The organism is Empedobacter sp. ULE_I140, from assembly GCF_053482575.1.
This window is the reverse complement of record NZ_JBQMTX010000001.1, coordinates 2,858,748-2,878,305: the sequence shown is the minus strand read 5'-3', so window position 1 is coordinate 2,878,305 and position 19,558 is coordinate 2,858,748. Positions and strand designations below refer to the sequence as shown.

The following is a 19,558-nucleotide window of genomic DNA, read 5'->3' as shown; positions in this document are numbered from 1 at the left end:
CAAAAGTACATCAAACCATTTGAAATATTCGTTTTTAAACAAAAAAAGCTGTCTCATAAGACAGCTTTTCATTATTATATAAATTAAGATTATAATCCTAATTTTTTCAACGTTTGTTTTAGAACACCGTTTTTATGAACTAAAATATTTGTTGTTTTGTATTGAACAAAAGCTTTTGTTACATAAAGATATCCTTCGTAATCGTTAGTTAAACCCCAAGAGTTTTTCACGATATAGTAATCTTTTCCGTTTTGATCTTTCGCAATACCAACAATGTGCATTCCGTGATCATCAGTCGTTTGGTAATCATCAAAAGCAGCCTGACGCATATCTTCTGTAATTACTTTTTCTGGTTTTGGACCTTTGAACATATCTGCTTTTTGTTGCGCATTCATATCTGCAAAATCAACTTCTGGTACATACGCTACACCATTTTTCCAGCTAAATCCTTTTTCAGAAACGTCTGTTGCCCAAGCAACTGTAAATCCGTTTTTCAAAGCATAATCAATGTTGTCAGTCATCTCTGTCATCGGAACATTGTAGAAAGATTCGTACGCCCAGTTATCAGGAATCGCTAATACAAACGGTTTGTAATAGTCATGATCTTTGAAAGATGTAATCGCAACATAATCGTTTGGATTAATTCCTACTACTTGATCAGCAAATGTACGTGGTGTGTATTTTTTTCCGTTGTATGTGAATTCCTTTGGATATTTTCCTAAATAGCTATCCAAAACAGCTGTGTAGGCTTTTTCCCAGTTTGGTGTTAATTTACCATTTGGATTTGCAACAACCGCTTTCAAAACTCCTTCTTGAATGGCAGCCATCTCACCAAATTGATTTGTTTTTGTTCCGTAATTCAAACCTGTGTATACAGATTCTGGAACAGCTCCATATTTTTTGATTGTATTCAAAACATCATAGAAAGAACCACCGTCACCTAAAGTTGTTGCACCGTGCATGCGAACATATTGTTTTCCTTTCTCAACATATGTATTTCTCGCATTGAAAATTGGAGACAATTGAATAGGTTGTTTTCCCATTCTTAACATTTCTGATTCGAAGAAAGAATTTCCTGAATATGACCAACAAGTTCCTGATGAACCTTGGTTTTCTACTGGAGTTTTAGCTAAATTAATAACGTCAGTAAATTTGAAAGCTTCTTTACTATTTTCACTAACGTTTTTGTTCAAAGAATTAACTAAATTGTCTTGTGCAGACGCCAATTGAGCTGAAGCTAAAAATAAAGCTGAAGCTAAAACTGGATAAAAAATTTTACGCATTTTTAAATTTATTTTGTGTGAGTATTTTATAAGTAGCTAATTTCACGAAAATGTTAACAATAAACCTATAAAAATTTAAAGTTTTTTTAATAAAACTTCTTAGTATTCATTCTCACAATACATTTGGTAAGCTAAAACATACTTGTTTGTGATCAACCGAGTCCTCGGGAAAGGTAAAACAGACTTGTTTGTAATTAACTGAGTCCTCGGGTAAGGTAAAACAACCTTGTTTGTAATCAACTTAGTCCTCGGGAAAGATAAAACATATCTGTTTGTAATTAAATTTTCTTGATGAACATTACAAACATACTTGTTTATAATAAACCGAATGCTCGGGAAAGCTAAAACAACCTTGTTTGTAATAAAAGTTTCTTGACGGACATCGCAAACAGATATGTTTTAGATAAATGTAGATTTAAGTTGATTAAAAGTAACCTTTAAGATTAAGGATTTTGTTCAATTAATAAATTGAATTTATTAACGATATTTAAAGGTAAAGGATATTCAATTAGATAATTTTCCCAATAATTATTATAATAATTTGAAATATTAAAGTTGATTGAATTGTATTTTTTTCTTCCATTATCAAAATCAGAAAGGAGTTCTTTTGTTAGAAAAATTTCTGTTACAATCTCTTTTTTACTTCCAAATAAATCTTCATTTTGGATTAAAGTGAAAGATTGAGGAATTCCTTTTTTATCCCATTTTCCTAAATTACTTAATGATATTTTTATATTTTTTTTACGAGAAAAATTTAAAACAAAATTTATACTATCATTCTCAATTCCTTGATAATATTTACCAATTATAGAATCTCTACTGTTATAAACATCAAAATTATCTTTAGAAATTTCTACTTTTTTATATTTTTCATGACGATTATAACTAGGAATATTCCAAAATCCATAATAATCATTCATTATAGATACTTGCGTTTTTTTACTATTACTTTTTATCTCAGGATTATAAAAGTTTCTGTATTGTAAAACATACCTTTTTACTTTTAATTTATCTTTAAATTCTTCCTTTGGATAAAGATAATAAGCTTCACCATCTACAAAATCTGTTAAACTATCATTTTTGATTATCCAACTTCTAAAATAAGATTTTAATAAAATGTATTTTGTTTTATTCTGAATATTGACTTCATTTAAGTTTATAATATCATCTTTTTGACAAAATAAAGTTGGACTAAAGAGTAAAAATAGTAGCGATAAATATTTCATTATACAATGTTTATAAAAACTAAAGTAAAATATTTTTTTAAAACTGACTTAATATCCCAAAATGGATTTTAGATTCTTTGAAGTCGAATGAAGTTTCGTCTGTTTTACCAACTGCATAACTCAAATTGAAAATTCCCATCTTCGTTAAAAAAGAAATTCTAGTTCCGAAACTTAACAATGATGTATTTAGATTTGCGCGTTTGTTATCAATAAAACCATAATCGGCGAAAAGTCCAATATAAAAAGCTTCGCTTGGAACAAAACGATAATCTGCACTCAAAAATCCGTACATATTTGTTGTAATACTTTCTTCGTTAAAACCTCTAAAACTACCAAAACCACCGATTCTGTACAATTCGTTTTCGGAAAAATCATCGTCTTTCGTGAGCAAACCTCTAAATTCTGCACCAGCTTTTAAGAAATGCTTTTTGGATAATTCGAATAAACGAAACGTTTTTAGACCAACTTCAACTTGATTGACGGTTTTATTTTCCAAATCTTCTGTCCACGAAAAATTCTTTTCCTTTTTACGAATCGAATTTACTGCAACATTCAACATCGATTTTCCTTCCATCAAACGAAAAGGATGTTTCAGGAAATAGTGATAACTCAAACCAAAACCAATTTTCGAATAATCGTCGTAGCTCGATTTTAGATAGGAATCATCTTCCAACAAAAAGTTAGACGATTGTATAATTCCGCTTACACCAATATTCGAGTTGAGGTTGAGTTGATAAAATAATCGCTCCGAAAAATCTAAATTCACAAAAACAGAATCTTGCTTGAAAAGCTTGAAATTCGTTTCCGAACCAATCGCAGATTTGAACAAATAAGGTACTTTAACACCAATATTCAACGACGTATTTTTGTTTGCTGTTCCAATCCAATTTAACCTGATTTCTTCCAAACTATTGAACACGTTGTTCAACGAAAGTTGTATATTTCCGTTCAATCTAAAATCGCCGTTATCATCTGTTCCAAAACCTAAAACACCATCAAAATAATTTGAATTTACTTTGCGAGGATACAAATATAAAATCGTAGAATCTGGCTTAAATAAAGTTTGTGGTAATTGCGCTTCTGCAATATAATTGGTTTGTTGCATTAATGTCGAAATTGTTGCCAATTTCTGTTCATTGTATACTTCGCCAGTTTTTATATTGAGTCCATGACGCAAATAACCTTTGGATAATTTTTCGTAACCAACCAATTTTACACCATCAATTTTGCGCTGATTTCCTTTGTCTAAAACCAATTCAATTTTCTGTTCATTTTGTTCAAAACCATTTGGAACAAGTTTTATTTGCGCAAACGGATAACCTTGATTAGTGTTGGTTGTTGCTATTTTATTTAGAATAGAATCTAAATTATTTGTTGGGAAATAATTATTTTTATTTTCGAACAATTCATTGTTTTTCACCCAAATTGTTTGGTACAATTTTCCTTTATTTAGATAAACTTTTTCATTTTTTATAGAATCAATCGTCAACGTATAATAACCCGTTTTTTGAAGCGAATCTAAAGATGAATCAAGATTTTTGCTTTCAAAATCTTTTGTATACGATTTTGTATCATCATTATACCGTAAAAAATGATATGTTTTTTCTTGTCCAAAAAGCAAAATTGTTTGGATAAAAAAAAAGAATATGTAGCCTAAAAATCGCATTCTTGCTTATAATAACGTGTAAAATAGATGTTAAGTATTTGTTTTACTGATATCTATTAGTGTTCGTTTGAAAATTAAAAATTATTTTTGACTTCAAATTTAAGATGAATGTTGAAATTATTTAAAATTACTGGATATTTAGAAGCTATTTCTGCGATAGTTTTGTTTTTTATCGCAATGCCAATGAAATATATTTGGGAAGATCCGATATGGGTAACACACGCAGGATTGTTTATAGCTTATATTATATTGGTTTATTTATTGAAGGAAAAATACAATTGGTCTTGGAAAATTTTTATGATCTTTTTTGTTGCAGCAGTTATTCCTGGAGGAACAATTTGGGCGGAAAAAAGATTAATCGAAGGCAAAAAATATAAACAAATGTTGGCTGAAGAAGCGAAATAAGACAACGATTAGATAAAAAAGTAAAAACCTTAAACGTAATTGTTTAAGGTTTTTTTATGTTTTAGGAATCAAATTTTTCTAAATAAAAAAAGCCGAAGATTAATTTTCGGCTTTTATAGAGCGGGAAACGAGACTCGAACTCGCAACATTCAGCTTGGAAGGCTGACGCTCTACCAATTGAGCTATTCCCGCGTAGATCTTCAAATCAAATTAAAAAGTACCTCAGGCGGGACTTGAACCCGCACGTCCTAATGGACACAGGATTTTAAGTCCTGCGTGTCTACCAATTCCACCACCAAGGCAAAATTTGATTTTTGAATTTAATATTTCAAAGAGCGGGAAACGAGACTCGAACTCGCAACATTCAGCTTGGAAGGCTGACGCTCTACCAATTGAGCTATTCCCGCGTTGTGAGTGCAAATATAAGGTCATTAATATTACTTTTGCAAGTGTTTTTCGAATAAATTTTACAACTTTTTTCTAATAAATTAATTTTGAAATATTTGACTTGTTGATTTTTTTTAAGAAATTAGGGGGAAATATAATTTGAATGACATTTGATGAGTTATTAATACTAATTGAAAGAAATAATTTCAAGTCGAAAGTAGATTTTACGATTGCAATTAAACTTTTTGATGCAGAAAATGATTGGTCCGAAGAATCAATTACAATAAATGAATTTATAAATAACATTGAAATGGAAATTGGAAACGATATTTTATCAAAATTTAGTTTCTAAGTTAGATTCATATAATTCTATAAATAACGCTTGGAAAGTAGAAAGCTTGATGTCAGTGAAAGATATTTTAGAGCTTGATGTAACACGAAATTTCAAATCAATTATTAATGAATTTATTGAAAATAATAAAATAGAGTTATGAAAATTCCAACAATTCATGGTATTATAGAGCGCAGAATGTTAATCAATTTTTGTATAGAACCACATTATATTGAGAAGATTTTACCCCAACCTTTTCGTCGAAAATTGTACAAAGGAAAAACAATTGCTGGTATTTGTTTGATTCGATTGAAAGATATAAAACCAAAAGGTTTGCCTGATTTTGTAGGAGTGAATTCTGAAAATGCAGCGCATCGAATTGCGGTTGAATGGGAGGAAAATGGCGTGACAAAAGAAGGTGTATATATTCCGAGGCGAGATACTTCGCTAAAATTGAATACGCTTGTTGGTGGTCGAATTTTTCCTGGGAAACATTATTTTGCGAAGTTTAATGTTATAGAAGAAAACGATAATTATCATTTAGATTTCACGAGTTCTGACGATACACGAATTGAAATTGATGCAAAAAAATCTGTTGAATTTAATTCGAATTCGATTTTCGAAACGTTGGATGAAGTTTCAAAATTCTTCGAGAATGGTTCTGTCGGTTATTCTCCACATGGAAATAATTTTGAAGGTCTAAAACTCGAAACCTATAATTGTGAAGTAGAATCTTTGGAAGTTTTACATGTGAAATCAAGCTTTTTTGAAAATGAAACAATCTTTCCAAAAGGTTCTGTTCAGTTTGATAACGCAATTCTGATGACCAATATCGAACATGAATGGAAGTCGTTAGAAAAGATAAAATGTTTGTAGTTTATTCTTTGCTCAAAATAAAATCTTCCTCATTTGTTTTTCCTAAATTAAACTGAAACATTTCACCATAATTTATAGGTATTTTGAATGCATTTTTGATTGGTATTTGCAACAAATAACACCACATCAAACGTATGATTCCGCCATGTGTAACAATCAGCACTTTTTCGTGTTGAGTATTTCGTAATTCGTCCATAAAATTAAAAAGTCTTTCTGATATTTCTTGCATCGATTCACCATTTGGTGTTTTAGTTTCGACAAAATCGGCGTACCAAGGTTCTATTTCTAACGAAGGAATTTCGTTCCACGATTTCATTTCCCAATCTCCAAAATTGAATTCTTTTAATCGTTCATCAAAAATAATTTCATTCGAGAAAGTTTCTGCTAATCGTTGACAGCGACTCAGTGGACTTGAAAAAATTATCTCAAAGTCGTTTTCGATCTTAGTATGAATTTGTACTACTTCTTGATGAAAAGTATCAGCTAATTCCACATCAGTTTGTCCGTAACAAACCGATGAAGGAACATTAACTTTTGTATGTCGAATTACAGAAACTTGCATAGAATTAAAACGCCAAGATAAAACAAAACTTCGGTAACTTGTTGCACTGTTCCCAAGCAATCGCCCGTATATCCGCCAATATATTTTTTGAAATACCAGCCCAAATAAACTTTTCCTATGTAACAAAGTGGTAAAATCAACAAGAATTTCCATTCGCTAAAAACAATAAAAGGCAAAAGACAGAAAAGAGAACTTATGACAAGATTTTTTATCGGAAGTGCTTTATTTGCCATAGGTTTCGATTTACTTTTGTCGATATCTGTCACATATTCGTGGGTATAAATCATCATTCCAGAAAAAAAACGACTAACCGAATGTGCTGAAATTAAAGTAAAAATCATCAACCAAAAATTATTTTCTGCAATATGAACCAATGAAGTAAATTTCAATAACAACAATAAGATAACGCCAATTACGCCGTAAGCTCCAATTCGGCTATCTTTCATAATTGTCAAGATTTTTTCTTTGCCATAACCACCTCCAAAACTATCGCAAACATCGGTGAAACCGTCTTCGTGAAAGGCGCCAGTCAACAAAACACTTGTAATCATTGTCATAATAATGGCGATATCAACAGGTAAAATAAATTGACAAATAGTATAAATCAATGCGTTGAAAGCGCCAACTAATAAACCAATTGCTGCATAATATTTTTGTGATTGATTCATAATTTCGTTGCTATATGGAATTTTGAACGGAATCGGAATTCTTGTAAAAAACATCAAAGCTGTTAAAAAATAAGTGATTTCCTTTTTTAGCATTCTACTTCAGTTTCTTTGTTACTAACGCCTGCAGATTCGAAACTTGCCATGTCATTGTAAAAGTTTACAGCACTTTTGATAATTGGATAAGCCAACGCACAACCGGTTCCTTCGCCAACGCGCAAATTGATGTTCAGAATTGGTTCTTCGTTGAAATAATTCAATAAATATTGGTGTCCAGATTCATCACTTTGATGACAGAAAATAGCGTTATTTAAAATTTCTGGCTTTAATTTCGACGCAACTAAAATTGCAGCCGAAGCGATGTAACCATCAATCATCAACAGTATATTGTGTTCGTAAGCAGATAGCATTGAAGCTGTCATTTGAGCAACTTCAAAACCGCCAAAAGTGGCTAAAATTTGTTTTGGATCAGTAATTTTTCCATGTGTTTTCTTCGCTTCATTTAGAATATTCATTTTATTCTGTAATTGCTCATCATTCAAACCTGTTCCGCGTCCTACACATTGCTCCAAAGGTAAATCAGTCAAATAATGAACAAGCATTGACGAAGAAGAAGTGTTCCCAATTCCCATTTCGCCAAAACCAATAATATTTGTTCCGTTTTGAGCGATTTCGTTCACAATTGTCTTCGAATAATCAAAACATTGTTCCAATTGATCGAAGGTCATGGCAGGTTCGTACAAGAAATTTTTGGTTGATTTGGCTACTTTACAATTTTTCAAAACCGAATAATCCGCGAAATCATAATTTACACCAGCGTCAACAATGGTTAAATCAATCTCATTTTGATTACAAAAAACATTAATTGCCGCCCCATTATTTAGGAAATTAAAAACCATTTGAGGCGTAACTTCCGCAGGGTACGCACTAACACCAGATTGTGCAATTCCATGGTCGCTTGCGAAAACAATCAGATGAGGTTTTGTTAATTCTAACTGTTTTTTTTGTTGAACCAAACCAATTTTAAGTGCGATTTTTTCTAATAAACCTAAGGCTCCAAGCGGTTTTGTTTTAAGATCAATAATGTGTTGAATTTCTTCTTTTTGCATTTGATACTAAATTAAATTTTAATAAAAAATGCTTTCGAAATCAAGTGCAATCAATTCAACAAATAATAAAATACATGTAGTTTTGATTGAGCTTCAATCGCGAAAGCATCATCTAAAAAGTGATCTGGCTTATAGTTTTTCTCTACTTACAGTTGCGCGACAGCTCGAGATTTGCACTCGATTCCCTTTTGTGTTAGCAAGGTAATAAATTATTTTTCTGGGACAAAATTTTCATCAATCACTATATCTCCCATCAAAACGACTTGCTCTTCAAAATCAGAAGTGTTTAAATTAACTTTATTCGGAAAATTTTTAAATGAATAAGATTTATAAACTTCTGAATTTATTTCATTTGAAGCTAATCTTAGGTTAAGTTCAGTATTTTTTAAAGTCTCAAATTGTATTGTATATTCCTCGCCAACGTTTAATTTACTTTCTACTAATTCATCATTAATTAACAAACGATATGTTTTGATTTCTAAGTTAGAATTTCCAAAATTAACTTTTATTTTGAATTTTATTTTTTCTTTTTGAATCGAATCATTTTTTGCAACTAAAGGTTCTGTACAATTTGGTTTATCCTGTCCATTTGTACATGAATTTAATAACCCAAAAGCAGAAAAAATCATGACATTATAAATCGTTTTCTTAAAAAGATTTAGACCTAATTGACTTGGATGAAAAATACCACAATGAACGTTGCTTTTCTGAAATTCATTCTAAATTTCGTCATTTGTCAAATTAGAAAAGTCAGTGATTTTATGTTGACATTTTGTACAGAAATTTTTGTTTGTTAATTTCTTTTTGGAAGGAATTGGATTTTTCATATTTTTTAATGTTTAGAGTTATAATAGAGATGATTTTATGAATAAAAAGGTTGATTTTATTTTTAGAAATAATAGATTTAGAATATTTGGATTTATGTAATATCTTTAACCACCTCTACTTACCTTTTAAATAAGATCAATTTTTAATGGAAAATTTTCACATCCCAACGAACGAAAAGCAAAGATTGCAAGCCGTTTACGATTATAATTTGCAAGGACATGATAAAGACGAAGAGTTGGAGGTTTTTGCAAATGCTGCGAGTTTGATTTGTAATGCGCCAATTGCGTTAATTTCTATTTTTGATGAAAATTATCAAGTGATTAAAGCAAATTGTGGAATAGATGTAGATATTGTTCCACGTCAACAAACTATTTGTCAATTTTCTTTAATGGAAGAAGAAATTTTGGTGATTGATGATGTGACGAAATTTGAACCTGCAAAAATATTGCTGGAGTAAAAGCTGCAAATATTAAGTTTTATGCTGGTGTTCCGTTGATTGATGACAATGGAAATGTTTTGGGGACATTATGTGTAAACGATCATTATCCAAGAACGTTAGACGAAAAACAACGCAATTTATTGATTCAATTAGGGAAAAATATTACAAAATTATTGGTCAGTAAAAAACGAAAAAAAGACGCTGCTTACTTTCAAAATATCTATAAAATTTCGAATAATTTAATTGGAGTTGCTGATATTAATGGTGTATTGAAATCAATTAACCCAGCTTTTAAAAAAGTTTTAGAAGTTAAAAATGACCAATTAATTCGTTCAAAAAATTTCTTAGACTTTGTTTCGGAAAAGGATAAGAAAAAAGTTCAAATGTTTTTGGCTGATTTGAAAACTAATTCAGGTTCTATTGACTTCAAATGTTTGATGTGTTCAATAGAAACGAAAGAAGAAAAAATGGTTGAATGGTATACTAAATTAAACACTTCGTATGATAACGAGATTTTCTTATTTGGACGAGATATTACACTTGAAAACTCTAAAAAGGAGGAACTAGAAAACAGTGAACGTAAGTTTAGAAATTTTTTCAATTCTTCGCTTGGTTTAATGACGATTCACGATTTGGATGGTAATATTTTATCCATTAACAAAAAAGGTTTAGAATCGATAGGTTATACTGAAGAAGAATCGAAAGATTTGGATCTTAAAAAATTAATCCCAAAATCTAATCAAAAAGAATATCAAATCTATATAGAGACGATTTTAAGTAAAAAGCAAGATTCTGGTTTGATGAGCTTGATTAAGAAAGATGGTTCGTTAACATATTGGTTATACAATAATATTTTGGACAAAGATAACGAAGGAAATCCTGTTGTAATGAGTACTGCAGTTGATATGACACAAAGGACTTTGTTGGAAAGAGATCTTAATCGTGTTCGTCAGTTACTAGATCATACGTACGAAGTTGCCAATGTTGGAGGTTGGAAATACGATTTAGTTAAGCAAAAATTAATTTGGACTGATATAACGAAAAAAATCCATGAAGTTGAACTAGATTATGAACCAAATGTAGAAACTTCACTCAATTTTTATGAAGCAAAAAGTAGTTATCCAAAAATAAAGAAAGCTTTTAGAGATGCGGTAGAAAAAGGAATCGGATATGATATGGAGTTGCAAATAGTTACCCAAAAAGGAAAAACAATTTGGGTAAGATGTAAAGGAATTCCAGAGTTCGTAAATGGAAAATGTGTTAGCGTTTTTGGAACTTTTCAGGATATTGATGAGAGAAAACGTTATACGTTAGAGTTGGCTCGACAAAAAGCTATTTTCGAAACATTTATTAATCATGTACCTGCATCTGTTGCAATGTTTGATAAGGATATGAATTATCTAACTTTGAGTAATCAATGGTGTGATGAATTTGTAGTAAAAAAGAAAAATGTGATCGGAAAATCTCATTATGAAATGTACAATGTTCCAGAAGAAAGAAAAGCGATTTATGACGCTTGTTTGCAAGGTGAAAGTTATTCGGATGAAGATATGATTTATCGCACACCAAAATATGATACGGATCAACACTATTCCTGGGCGATTCATCCGTGGTATATCAACAAAAAACAGATTGGTGGTCTGATTATGTTTTCGCAAAATATAACAGAATCTGTCAAGAAAAATAAAGAACTTAAAAAAGCTAAAAAGAATGCTGATCTCGCTAGTAAGGCAAAGTCTGAATTTTTAGCAAATATGAGCCACGAGATTCGAACGCCGTTAAATGGTGTGATTGGTTTCTCTGATTTATTGTTGAAAACGCCACTTAATCCGACTCAAAAACAATATTTGAATTTTATTAATGATTCTGCAAATTCATTATTGTCAATAATAAATGATATTTTAGATTTCTCTAAAATTGAATCCGGTCGAATGGATGTTTTGATAGAAAAAAATAATTTGTTCGAGTTAGGAAATCAAGTAATCAATGTGATTCTTTATCAAGCCGAAAACAAAAAAATTGAATTATTGTTGAATATAGATAATAATTTACCTCAATTTATTTGGATTGATGAAGTTCGTCTAAAACAAGTTTTGATTAATCTACTTGGAAACGCTGTGAAATTTACGGATAGTGGAGAAATAGAACTAAAAATTAGTCAAGTTGAACCAATTGTAAAAGGAGAAAAAGTAAAATTGAGATTTTCTGTTCGTGATACAGGAATTGGTATAAAACCAGAAAAACAAGTCAAGATTTTTGATGCATTTACTCAAGAGGATAGCACTGTTAGTAAACGTTTCGGAGGAACTGGTTTAGGTTTAACAATTTCAAATAAGTTGCTAAATTATTTCGGAAGTCATCTAGAATTGCAAAGCGAAATAGATAAAGGTTCTACATTTTTCTTTGATTTAGAAGTTGATTACGAATATAATATTGAGCAACAATTTGATCATTTGGAAGAAATAAATCATGTGTTGATTGTAGATGATAATCAAAGTAATCAAATGATTTTGCAGCATATGTTGCAGTTCAAAAATATAACGTCTGATATTGCGAACAATGGAATGGAAGCGCTTCAGAAAGTTTTGAATGGCAATGTTTACGATGTTATTTTGATGGATTATCACATGCCAGTTTTGAATGGTTTAGAAACAATTCAGAAAATAAAAGAGTATTTTGTAACTAAGAATACAAAAATTCCTTTAGTATTATTGCATAGTTCTTCTGAGGATGAATATCTAATTCAGAAAGCAAAAGAATTGGGAATTACATCGCGATTATTGAAACCAATTAAGTCTGAAGAATTGTTTGATACGCTGCGTAAAACGATTATTGATTCGAAAGAAATTCAAACCATAGAAATTGAAAATCAAGAAGAAATTTCGCAAGATTTTTCGAAACAATTTCATATTTTAATTGCTGATGATAATTTAGTTAATATGGCTTTAAATCAGCAGATTATCAAAAATATTGCACCAAATTCTATTTTGTATACGGCTGCGAATGGAGCGGAAGCCGTATCAATTTGTCAAGAAAATAAGATCGATTTAATTTTGATGGATATTCAAATGCCAGAAATGAATGGTATTGAAGCAACTAAGGTTATTCGTTTATTAAACAATTTTCAAGAAACTCCGATTATAGCAGTGACAGCGGGAAATGTAAAAGGCGAAAAGGAAAAATGTCTTGATGCTGGATTGAATGATTTTTTAGCAAAACCAATTCGAGAAAAAGATATTTTTGATGTTTTAGAAAAATGGTTAGATTTTTCTAAAAAAGAAAAGAATGAAACCAACGATTTTGGAAATCACCTTGATCTTTCTATGATAAATAATTATACGAAAGATGATGAATCATTTAGAAAAATGTTTATAGAAATAATTATTAATGAGTTAGAAAAATCTATACTAGAATTTGAAACTTATTCCAACAAACAAAATTTAGAAGGATTAAATCAATTAGGTCATAAAGTAAAAGGAACAGCAAAAACTGCTGGACTTACAATTTTGGCTGATTTAACCGAACAAATAGAAAAATCGACTTCAATCAATTACCTACAAGAAAACCAGCTGATTATTAAAGTAAAAACCGAAATAGAATTAGTTATTAACTATTTAAAAATTATTTAAAAACCAATATTATGCAGATTTTAATTGCCGAAGACGATGAATTGATTTTAAAAACAATAGAACACAAACTGAAAAAAGAAGGTTACAAAGTTGTTTTAACAAGAAATGGAAAAGAAGCTATCAGTAAGATTGAGGCTGAAGATATTGATTTGATTATTACCGATATTATGATGCCTTTTGCGTCTGGTTTGGAGATTATTAGTGCTGTTAGAAAAAGTAAGAATTCCGAAACACCAATGATTATTTTGTCTTCTTTAGGGCAAGAAGATGTGGTGGTGGAAGCATTTAATTTGGGTGCAAATGATTTTATGGTGAAACCATTTAGCCCTATTGAATTGTCTGTTCGCGTCAAGAAATTATTAAAATAAAAGCATGATTATCCTACAAATTATAACCTATACCGAGTTAATCGTAGGAATTTATATTCTACTTATTTTACTTTTTTTGACAATTATTTATACGTTATTGACAAGTATAATTGAATATAAAATCATTACAAAGAAAAATAAGTGGAATGCGATTATTGATCAAGAAATTTATGAAACAATTTTGGATGATCAATCCAATTCGAATACTGACTTTAATGATTATTTGAAATCAAGTTCATTCAAACATTATTTTATTAAAAAATTACTAAAAGCGGAACAAAATTTTTCTGGAAATTCAAAAGAAAGTATTCAAAATTTATTTGACCATTATGAATTAAAAAAAATATCCTTACAGAAATTAAATAGTCAAAAAAATCATGAAATAGCCGAGGCAATACAAGAAGTTACGACGATGAATCATGTTGAAACTTTACCAAAAATCAAAAGTATGTTACAACATAAAAATGATTTAGTACGATCTGAAGCGCAATATGGTTTAACGAAATTTGCTGGTTTCGAAGGTTTATATTTTTTGGATAATTTACAAGAGCAATTGACGGATTGGCAACAGTTGAAATTGTTGGATGCAATTACAATTTTACCAAATCTTGATGAGGTTGATAAGATAATTTCAAATTGGTTAAAATCACCTAATCAAAGTGTGAAAATTCTAACAATGAAATTAATTCGCAAGTTTCAATTGTTGCAAATGCACGATTTGGTTGCAGATAATTTGCACGATTCTGATGAAAAAGTTGTGGAAGAAACGATTAAAACATTAGTCAGAATCGAAGATGACTCAACCTCAAAGCTATTGATTGAGCAATATGAAACGTGTAACGAAAAGTTTCAAATTCAAATTTTAAAAGCTTTAGAAAAAATCTCAAATCCAGAAAATAACACATTCTTAGAAACTCAAGCAAAGGAAAATCCTTCATTTTCTGTCAAAAAAGCAAGTGTAAAAGCCTTAAATAATTGTTGTTCAAAAACCGATTTACAAAAACTTGCACACCAATCAAACTCTCCTGAATTAAAACAAATTATTAATCAAATTATCCAAGAAAACTAATCATGAATTGGCTAGAAACGGCTTTCGATTTTTTTATTTACGGCTTCCTTTTTTATTCAATCCTATTAATTTTAGTCTACGGATGGATAGGTTTTTATGCAAAAGGAGCGATAAAAATGTATATCCGAAAAAACAGTTTTACGGATTATTCGCTTATTGCAACATCGCCAAATGCGCCTACTTTTAGCCTTATTGCGCCCGCTTATAACGAAGGTGCAACGATTGTGGAGAATGTGCGTTCGTTGTTGTCGTTGTATTACAATCAGCTCGAAATTATTATTGTAAATGATGGTTCCAAAGATGATTCGTTGCAACGATTAATTGAAGCGTATGATTTGATTAAAATTGATTATTTCGTTGAAGGAAACATCGAAACGAAACCAATTAATTCGATTTATAAAAGTACAAATCCTGTTTTCAAGAAATTAATTATTGTTGACAAAGTAAATGGAGGAAAATCGGATGCGCTAAATGTCGGAATTAACATTGCAACAAACGATTATATTGTTTGTATTGATGTCGATTGTATTTTAGAACAAGATGCGATTCTGAAGCTTGCGAAACCTTTTATGGATGAAGCAAAAGCAAAAGTAATTGCATGTGGAGGCGTAATTCGTTTGGCGAATAATTGTACCATTGTTGACGGAAAAATTGTCGATGTTAATTTACCAAAAACTCGTTTAGGAAGAGCACAAGCGTTAGAATATATTCGTGCATTTCTTTTGGCAAGAATGGCGTGGTCGCGCGCCAATGGTTTGATGCTGATTTCGGGTGCTTTTGGTGCTTTTGATCGTGAAACTGTACTCCAATGTGGCGGTTATGATCACGATACAGTTGGTGAAGATATGGAGCTTATTGTGCGAATGCGACGTTATATGCACGAGCAAAAATTGGCCTATAAAGTAGTAAATATTCCCGATCCGCTTTGTTGGACAGAAGTGCCAGAAAGTAAAGAAATTTTAACCAAACAACGCAATCGTTGGATGCGTGGAACGATAGAAACATTGTGGAAACATCGTATTTTATTTTTCAATCCGAAATATGGAAAACTTGGAATGATGAGTTATCCGTATTGGTTTTTCTTCGAATTTTTAGGACCGATTATCGAATATATTGGTTGGATCATTTTCGTAGTTTTATTCTTTTTAGGATTTATTAATTGGCATATTTTCTTTCCTTTGATGGCTTTTGTATTGCTTTATGGAATTTTATATTCGATTTATGCTATTCTGATTGATTTGATGACGTATAACGTTTATTACAAGAATGGTGATATTCCGAAGTTATTTTTTACGGCGTTTATAGAGCCTTTTACATTTCATCCGTTGGTTGTGTTGTCAGGAGTGAAAGGCGTGAAGGATTTCTTTCTGAAAAATAATTCGTGGCGAGAAATGACGCGACAAGGGTTTGGTAGAAATCAAGCGAAAGAATTGTCTATTTGGCAAAAAATGAGACTTGGATTCATGAATCTAGTTCAGCAAACTACGTTTATTTCGTTGGTTTATTTGTTGCTTTTTGGATTGTCATCAATTCTTGAATTTTATCTTTATCAAGAAAATCTCTCAACAACTTCTAATCAAACTTTATTTTTTGACTTATTCGTACATAATATCGATTTTGCTTTAGATAGTATTTTTGTGGTAAGTTTTAAATATTTTTTACTGCAATTTTATTCGATAAGTTGGGCAAAAAAATGGATCATTTTTACGTATTCTTTTTTAATTATTTCGAATATTTTATTGATTAAATATTTTCAAACAACACTCAATTTATTAGGTTCAGATTTTTTTTCTTATACGTTAGAAGAATTGAAATTAATTATTGGTGCGTCAGGTGTTGTAAATGTTACAAACATTCTTTTATCAATTGCTGTAATTGCTATTTTAACAACGATATTTATTTACAGTTATCGATTAAAAATCAATCAAAAAATTCTTCAATTACCATTAATAATTTTGAGTTTTTTATCGCTTATTATTCCAATTAATTTGTATTTAAAAAGTACTCAAAATGATGAGTTTTCATCTAATTTAATTTTGAGTAAATCCTCTTATTTTTTTTCAAATTCGATTGAACAATATGCAGAAGATAAACTTTCGGAAATTGACTTTTTAAATTCAAATTCGAGTTCAAATAAAGAAGATAATCTACATTATTTTGATAAAACTAATTATCCATTTTTGTATCAAGATGAGAATAAAAATTTCTTCGCGGATCAATTTAATCTAACAACAGAAAAACCGAATGTTGTTTTTATTGTGATTGAAGGTTTGGGACGAGCTTTTAGTAACGAAAGTGCATATTTAGGTTCTTTTACACCATATATCGATCAGCTTTCGAAAAAGAGTTTGTATTGGGAAAATGGATTAAGTACGACGGGAAGAACATATGGAGTTTTACCTGGATTGACGGGGTCTTTGCCATTTGCTGAAAATGGTTTTATGGAACAAAAGAGTTTACCTCAACATTACAATTTGTATAATTTGTTGAAAAGTAATGGTTATAAAACGGGGTATTTTTACGGTGGCGATGTTGATTTCGATTTTATGTCAAAATACTTGAATTATTCGGGTGTTGAAACAATTATTGATGAAAATGATTACGAAAATAATTATGCAAAAATTCCGTCGAATAATGGATTTTCTTGGGGATTTGACGATCATTCAGTGTTTAAAAAATATTTAGCAACGCAAAAAGAAAATAATCAACCATATTTTAATGTTTTGATGACGTTAGCGACGCATAGTCCTTTCTTAATAAACAATGTTGAGAAATATAATAAACAGTTTGAAACGTTGATTAAATCTCGAAATTATGATGCGACAACTTTGACGACAGTAAAAAAATATAAACAACAATTGGTGACTTTTTTGAGTGTTGATGAAGCTGTAAAAAACTTTTTCGAAGCTTATCAAAAACGTTCAGATTTTAATCAAACTATTTTTGTGATTACTGGAGATCATCGAATGCCAGAAGTACCGATGGAAACAAAGATTGATCGTTTTCATGTTCCGATTATTGTTTATTCTCCTTTGTTAAAGTCACCGAAAAAGATGTCAAATATTGTGACGCATTTTGATGTTGCACCAACTTTTGTGACATATTTTAGAGATTCATATAAACTGAAATTACCGAATTATGTGACTTGGATGGGACAGAATTTAGAAAACGGTAAAGCGAATTTCAGAAAACAAGGCGTTCCGTTAATGCAGAATAAAAATATTTTAGATGATTATGTTTTTCAAAATTATCATTTGTCAGGAGGGAAGTTATATCGAATTGAAAAGAATTTAACCGAAGATGTTGAACAAAATTCGAAGATGGAAACAGAGTTGAAAAATCGATTGAAAAGCTTTAAAACAAAAAACCATTCTTTGAAAAATACTCAAAAAATGGTTCCTGATTCTATATTTAATCGTTATATCAATTAGAATTTTCGGCTGTACGAAACGCTTACATCAAATTGATTTCCTTTTTGATTTGGACGATATTCTTGATTGTAATAATTCGCACCAATTGAAATTAAGTTTAATTCATTGATCGAAAAATTATAATCTGCTCCAATTTTGAAGGACTTCAGTTTGTAAGTTGTATCTTCTAAAAGATTGTTGTTAAAATCTTCTGGTGAAATTCCTGTACCAATAGCTAAGCTTAAATAATTGTTTGCATCGCCAGTATAATAACGAGTTGTGAATGTATACGAATGCGAAATATTGTTGTTGCTTGGCGTTACAAATGCACGTAAATTGAACCAATAATTTTTATAATATTTACCGATAGATCCTGTGAACATCCAAACATCATCCGAAAAATGAAGTTGACGATAACCTAATTCAGCTTCGAAACTTTTAGGTAAATTAGCGTAAAGAGAGGCTCCTGTGCGATATTTAGGAAAAATTCCATCACTATCCGAATATCCACCGCCAACGTACATGTAAAATGTCTTAGAAAGTCTTGGATAAGCTTCTACTTCATATTGAACACCGTTATCTTTAAACTTGTTTGCGTAATTCACTTTAAAAATCAATGAACCAAGCGAAGTTTGTCTTTTATAACTTACCGAAACTTGATGCCAATCATCTGCAAATTGTTTGTCAAAATGCGAGTAATTGTAATTAACACCAATTGCGTTTTTAGTATTATTGATTTCGATTCGATTTGCTAATTCGCGTGCTTCTGTATTTTTAGGGTTAATTGCTAATAATTCTTTGATTGTTTTTGAAGCTTCTTTATAAGAATTGTTCCAATTAAGAACTTTAGCTTTTAACAGCAATAGTTCTTCATTTTTAGGATATTTAATTAATCCACGATCAATAATAGAAACAGCTTCTTTATAATTATCATTCCAATATTCAAGTGACGTGTAGGCTAAATAGAAATCGGGAGAGGGATCCATGTTTTTTTCGACATTCTGAAAAACTTTTCTCGCTTCTTCGGTTTCATCATTCCAAGTATATATTCGTCCCAAAAAAACAGCGATATCTGCATATTCTGGCGATTGATCTAAAGCCTGTAATGCAAGTTTCTTGGCAGTTGTATAATCTTTTTCTTCAAAAGCTTTGTGACGTGCTTCTTGAAATAAATCATCCGAACTTTTAAATTCCTGGCTATACGAAAATAAAGGTAAAAAGGTAAGAGCAAAGAGTGTCTTTCTTAGAAATGATTTTTGAATCATATGGTAAAAACGTGTTTTTTATGAGTATAAAGATATGATT

Annotated in this window: 16 protein-coding genes, 3 tRNA genes and 1 riboswitch; of the genes, 8 read left to right on the top strand and 11 right to left on the bottom strand. The window is 30.4% G+C overall.

Annotated features, from left to right (window positions below; all coding sequences use genetic code 11):
• Positions 1-89: 89 nt before the first annotated feature.
• The 3 genes from ACTS9J_RS13945 to ACTS9J_RS13935 all read right to left on the bottom strand — a co-directional run bounded on the left by ACTS9J_RS13945 (position 90) and on the right by ACTS9J_RS13935 (position 4,130).
• Positions 90-1,283, bottom strand: a complete 1,194-nt coding sequence (locus ACTS9J_RS13945; protein ID WP_448353365.1) for an aminopeptidase C — start codon at positions 1,281-1,283, stop codon at positions 90-92.
• Between the two features lie 443 nt (positions 1,284-1,726).
• The gene (locus ACTS9J_RS13940) at positions 1,727-2,509 is read right to left on the bottom strand and encodes a hypothetical protein (protein WP_291064616.1); all 783 of its coding nucleotides are present in this window, start codon (positions 2,507-2,509) and stop codon (positions 1,727-1,729) included.
• Between the two features lie 37 nt (positions 2,510-2,546).
• The gene (locus ACTS9J_RS13935) at positions 2,547-4,130 is read right to left on the bottom strand and encodes a hypothetical protein (RefSeq protein WP_448353364.1); all 1,584 of its coding nucleotides are present in this window, start codon (positions 4,128-4,130) and stop codon (positions 2,547-2,549) included.
• A 153-nt stretch (positions 4,131-4,283) separates the two neighbouring features.
• On the opposite strand from ACTS9J_RS13935, the gene ACTS9J_RS13930 reads away from it, so the two are divergent.
• The gene (locus ACTS9J_RS13930; RefSeq protein ID WP_448353363.1) at positions 4,284-4,580 is read left to right on the top strand and encodes a DUF3817 domain-containing protein; all 297 of its coding nucleotides are present in this window, start codon (positions 4,284-4,286) and stop codon (positions 4,578-4,580) included.
• A 119-nt stretch (positions 4,581-4,699) separates the two neighbouring features.
• Here the strand turns inward: ACTS9J_RS13930 and ACTS9J_RS13925 are convergent.
• The 3 genes from ACTS9J_RS13925 to ACTS9J_RS13915 all read right to left on the bottom strand — a co-directional run bounded on the left by ACTS9J_RS13925 (position 4,700) and on the right by ACTS9J_RS13915 (position 4,987).
• Positions 4,700-4,772: transfer RNA gene (locus tag ACTS9J_RS13925), tRNA-Gly, on the bottom strand.
• 26 nt (positions 4,773-4,798) lie between these two features.
• Positions 4,799-4,882, bottom strand: a tRNA-Leu gene (locus tag ACTS9J_RS13920).
• 32 nt (positions 4,883-4,914) lie between these two features.
• Positions 4,915-4,987 (bottom strand) — tRNA-Gly (locus tag ACTS9J_RS13915).
• A gap of 143 nt (positions 4,988-5,130) precedes the next feature.
• On the opposite strand from ACTS9J_RS13915, the gene ACTS9J_RS13910 reads away from it, so the two are divergent.
• Positions 5,131-5,319, top strand: coding sequence for a hypothetical protein (locus ACTS9J_RS13910; protein WP_448353362.1), 189 nt, complete (start codon positions 5,131-5,133; stop codon positions 5,317-5,319).
• A 138-nt stretch (positions 5,320-5,457) separates the two neighbouring features.
• A complete protein-coding gene (locus ACTS9J_RS13905) occupies positions 5,458-6,174 on the top strand; it encodes a DUF2071 domain-containing protein (protein ID WP_448353361.1) in 717 nt (238 codons plus the stop codon).
• Between the two features lies 1 nt (position 6,175).
• Here ACTS9J_RS13905 and cobC read toward each other — a convergent pair whose 3' ends face one another.
• The 4 genes from cobC to ACTS9J_RS13885 all read right to left on the bottom strand — a co-directional run bounded on the left by cobC (position 6,176) and on the right by ACTS9J_RS13885 (position 9,139).
• Positions 6,176-6,736, bottom strand: coding sequence for an alpha-ribazole phosphatase (cobC, locus tag ACTS9J_RS13900; protein WP_291047139.1), 561 nt, complete (start codon positions 6,734-6,736; stop codon positions 6,176-6,178).
• On the bottom strand, positions 6,721-7,497 hold the full coding sequence (locus ACTS9J_RS13895) for an adenosylcobinamide-GDP ribazoletransferase (RefSeq protein WP_448353360.1): 777 nt from the start codon (positions 7,495-7,497) through the stop codon (positions 6,721-6,723). The genes cobC and ACTS9J_RS13895 overlap by 16 nt, the downstream gene beginning before the upstream one ends.
• Complete coding sequence (cobT, locus tag ACTS9J_RS13890; protein WP_448353359.1) at positions 7,491-8,510, bottom strand: nicotinate-nucleotide--dimethylbenzimidazole phosphoribosyltransferase; 1,020 nt, start codon at positions 8,508-8,510, stop codon at positions 7,491-7,493. Before cobT ends, ACTS9J_RS13895 begins: the two co-directional genes overlap by 7 nt.
• Positions 8,511-8,611: 101 nt before the next feature.
• Positions 8,612-8,741: riboswitch (cobalamin riboswitch) on the bottom strand.
• Positions 8,720-9,139 (bottom strand): hypothetical protein, encoded by a 420-nt coding sequence (locus tag ACTS9J_RS13885; protein ID WP_291047137.1) that lies wholly within the window; start codon positions 9,137-9,139, stop codon positions 8,720-8,722. (Overlaps the previous riboswitch by 22 nt.)
• Before the next feature lie 344 nt (positions 9,140-9,483).
• Between ACTS9J_RS13885 and ACTS9J_RS13880 the strand changes: the two genes are divergently transcribed.
• From ACTS9J_RS13880 to ACTS9J_RS13860, 5 genes are read left to right on the top strand one after another with little or no spacing between them, the layout of a single operon-like run.
• The gene (locus tag ACTS9J_RS13880; protein WP_448353358.1) at positions 9,484-9,795 is read left to right on the top strand and encodes a hypothetical protein; all 312 of its coding nucleotides are present in this window, start codon (positions 9,484-9,486) and stop codon (positions 9,793-9,795) included.
• A 59-nt stretch (positions 9,796-9,854) separates the two neighbouring features.
• Positions 9,855-13,406 carry a response regulator gene (locus ACTS9J_RS13875; RefSeq protein ID WP_448353357.1) on the top strand — a complete coding sequence of 1,184 codons (3,552 nt, stop codon included), beginning with the start codon at positions 9,855-9,857 and terminating at the stop codon, positions 13,404-13,406.
• 11 nt (positions 13,407-13,417) lie between these two features.
• Positions 13,418-13,774, top strand: coding sequence for a response regulator transcription factor (locus ACTS9J_RS13870; RefSeq protein ID WP_291047135.1), 357 nt, complete (start codon positions 13,418-13,420; stop codon positions 13,772-13,774).
• A gap of 4 nt (positions 13,775-13,778) precedes the next feature.
• Positions 13,779-14,843, top strand: coding sequence for a HEAT repeat domain-containing protein (locus tag ACTS9J_RS13865; RefSeq protein ID WP_221854152.1), 1,065 nt, complete (start codon positions 13,779-13,781; stop codon positions 14,841-14,843).
• A 2-nt stretch (positions 14,844-14,845) separates the two neighbouring features.
• A complete protein-coding gene (locus ACTS9J_RS13860; RefSeq protein WP_448353356.1) occupies positions 14,846-18,274 on the top strand; it encodes a sulfatase-like hydrolase/transferase in 3,429 nt (1,142 codons plus the stop codon).
• On the opposite strand, the gene ACTS9J_RS13855 is transcribed toward ACTS9J_RS13860, so the two are convergent.
• Entirely contained in the window at positions 18,271-19,518 is a 1,248-nt protein-coding gene (locus ACTS9J_RS13855) for a YaiO family outer membrane beta-barrel protein (protein WP_448353355.1), read from the bottom strand. The genes ACTS9J_RS13860 and ACTS9J_RS13855 overlap by 4 nt on opposite strands.
• Positions 19,519-19,558 lie beyond the last annotated feature (40 nt).

What these genes read in the sequence shown, in the direction of transcription:
- ACTS9J_RS13945 (WP_448353365.1), bottom strand. Translation starts at nt 1,283, where the DNA reads ATGCGTAAAATTTTTTATCCAGTTTTAGCTTCAGCTTTATTTTTAGCT.
- ACTS9J_RS13940 (WP_291064616.1), bottom strand. Translation starts at nt 2,509, where the DNA reads ATGAAATATTTATCGCTACTATTTTTACTCTTTAGTCCAACTTTATTT.
- ACTS9J_RS13930 (WP_448353363.1), top strand. Translation starts at nt 4,284, where the DNA reads ATGTTGAAATTATTTAAAATTACTGGATATTTAGAAGCTATTTCTGCG.
- ACTS9J_RS13910 (WP_448353362.1), top strand. Translation starts at nt 5,131, where the DNA reads ATGACATTTGATGAGTTATTAATACTAATTGAAAGAAATAATTTCAAG.
- ACTS9J_RS13905 (WP_448353361.1), top strand. Translation starts at nt 5,458, where the DNA reads ATGAAAATTCCAACAATTCATGGTATTATAGAGCGCAGAATGTTAATC.
- cobC (WP_291047139.1), bottom strand. Translation starts at nt 6,736, where the DNA reads ATGCAAGTTTCTGTAATTCGACATACAAAAGTTAATGTTCCTTCATCG.
- ACTS9J_RS13895 (WP_448353360.1), bottom strand. Translation starts at nt 7,497, where the DNA reads ATGCTAAAAAAGGAAATCACTTATTTTTTAACAGCTTTGATGTTTTTT.
- cobT (WP_448353359.1), bottom strand. Translation starts at nt 8,510, where the DNA reads ATGCAAAAAGAAGAAATTCAACACATTATTGATCTTAAAACAAAACCG.
- ACTS9J_RS13885 (WP_291047137.1), bottom strand. Translation starts at nt 9,139, where the DNA reads ATGATTTTTTCTGCTTTTGGGTTATTAAATTCATGTACAAATGGACAG.
- ACTS9J_RS13880 (WP_448353358.1), top strand. Translation starts at nt 9,484, where the DNA reads ATGGAAAATTTTCACATCCCAACGAACGAAAAGCAAAGATTGCAAGCC.
- ACTS9J_RS13870 (WP_291047135.1), top strand. Translation starts at nt 13,418, where the DNA reads ATGCAGATTTTAATTGCCGAAGACGATGAATTGATTTTAAAAACAATA.
- ACTS9J_RS13865 (WP_221854152.1), top strand. Translation starts at nt 13,779, where the DNA reads ATGATTATCCTACAAATTATAACCTATACCGAGTTAATCGTAGGAATT.
- ACTS9J_RS13860 (WP_448353356.1), top strand. Translation starts at nt 14,846, where the DNA reads ATGAATTGGCTAGAAACGGCTTTCGATTTTTTTATTTACGGCTTCCTT.
- ACTS9J_RS13855 (WP_448353355.1), bottom strand. Translation starts at nt 19,518, where the DNA reads ATGATTCAAAAATCATTTCTAAGAAAGACACTCTTTGCTCTTACCTTT.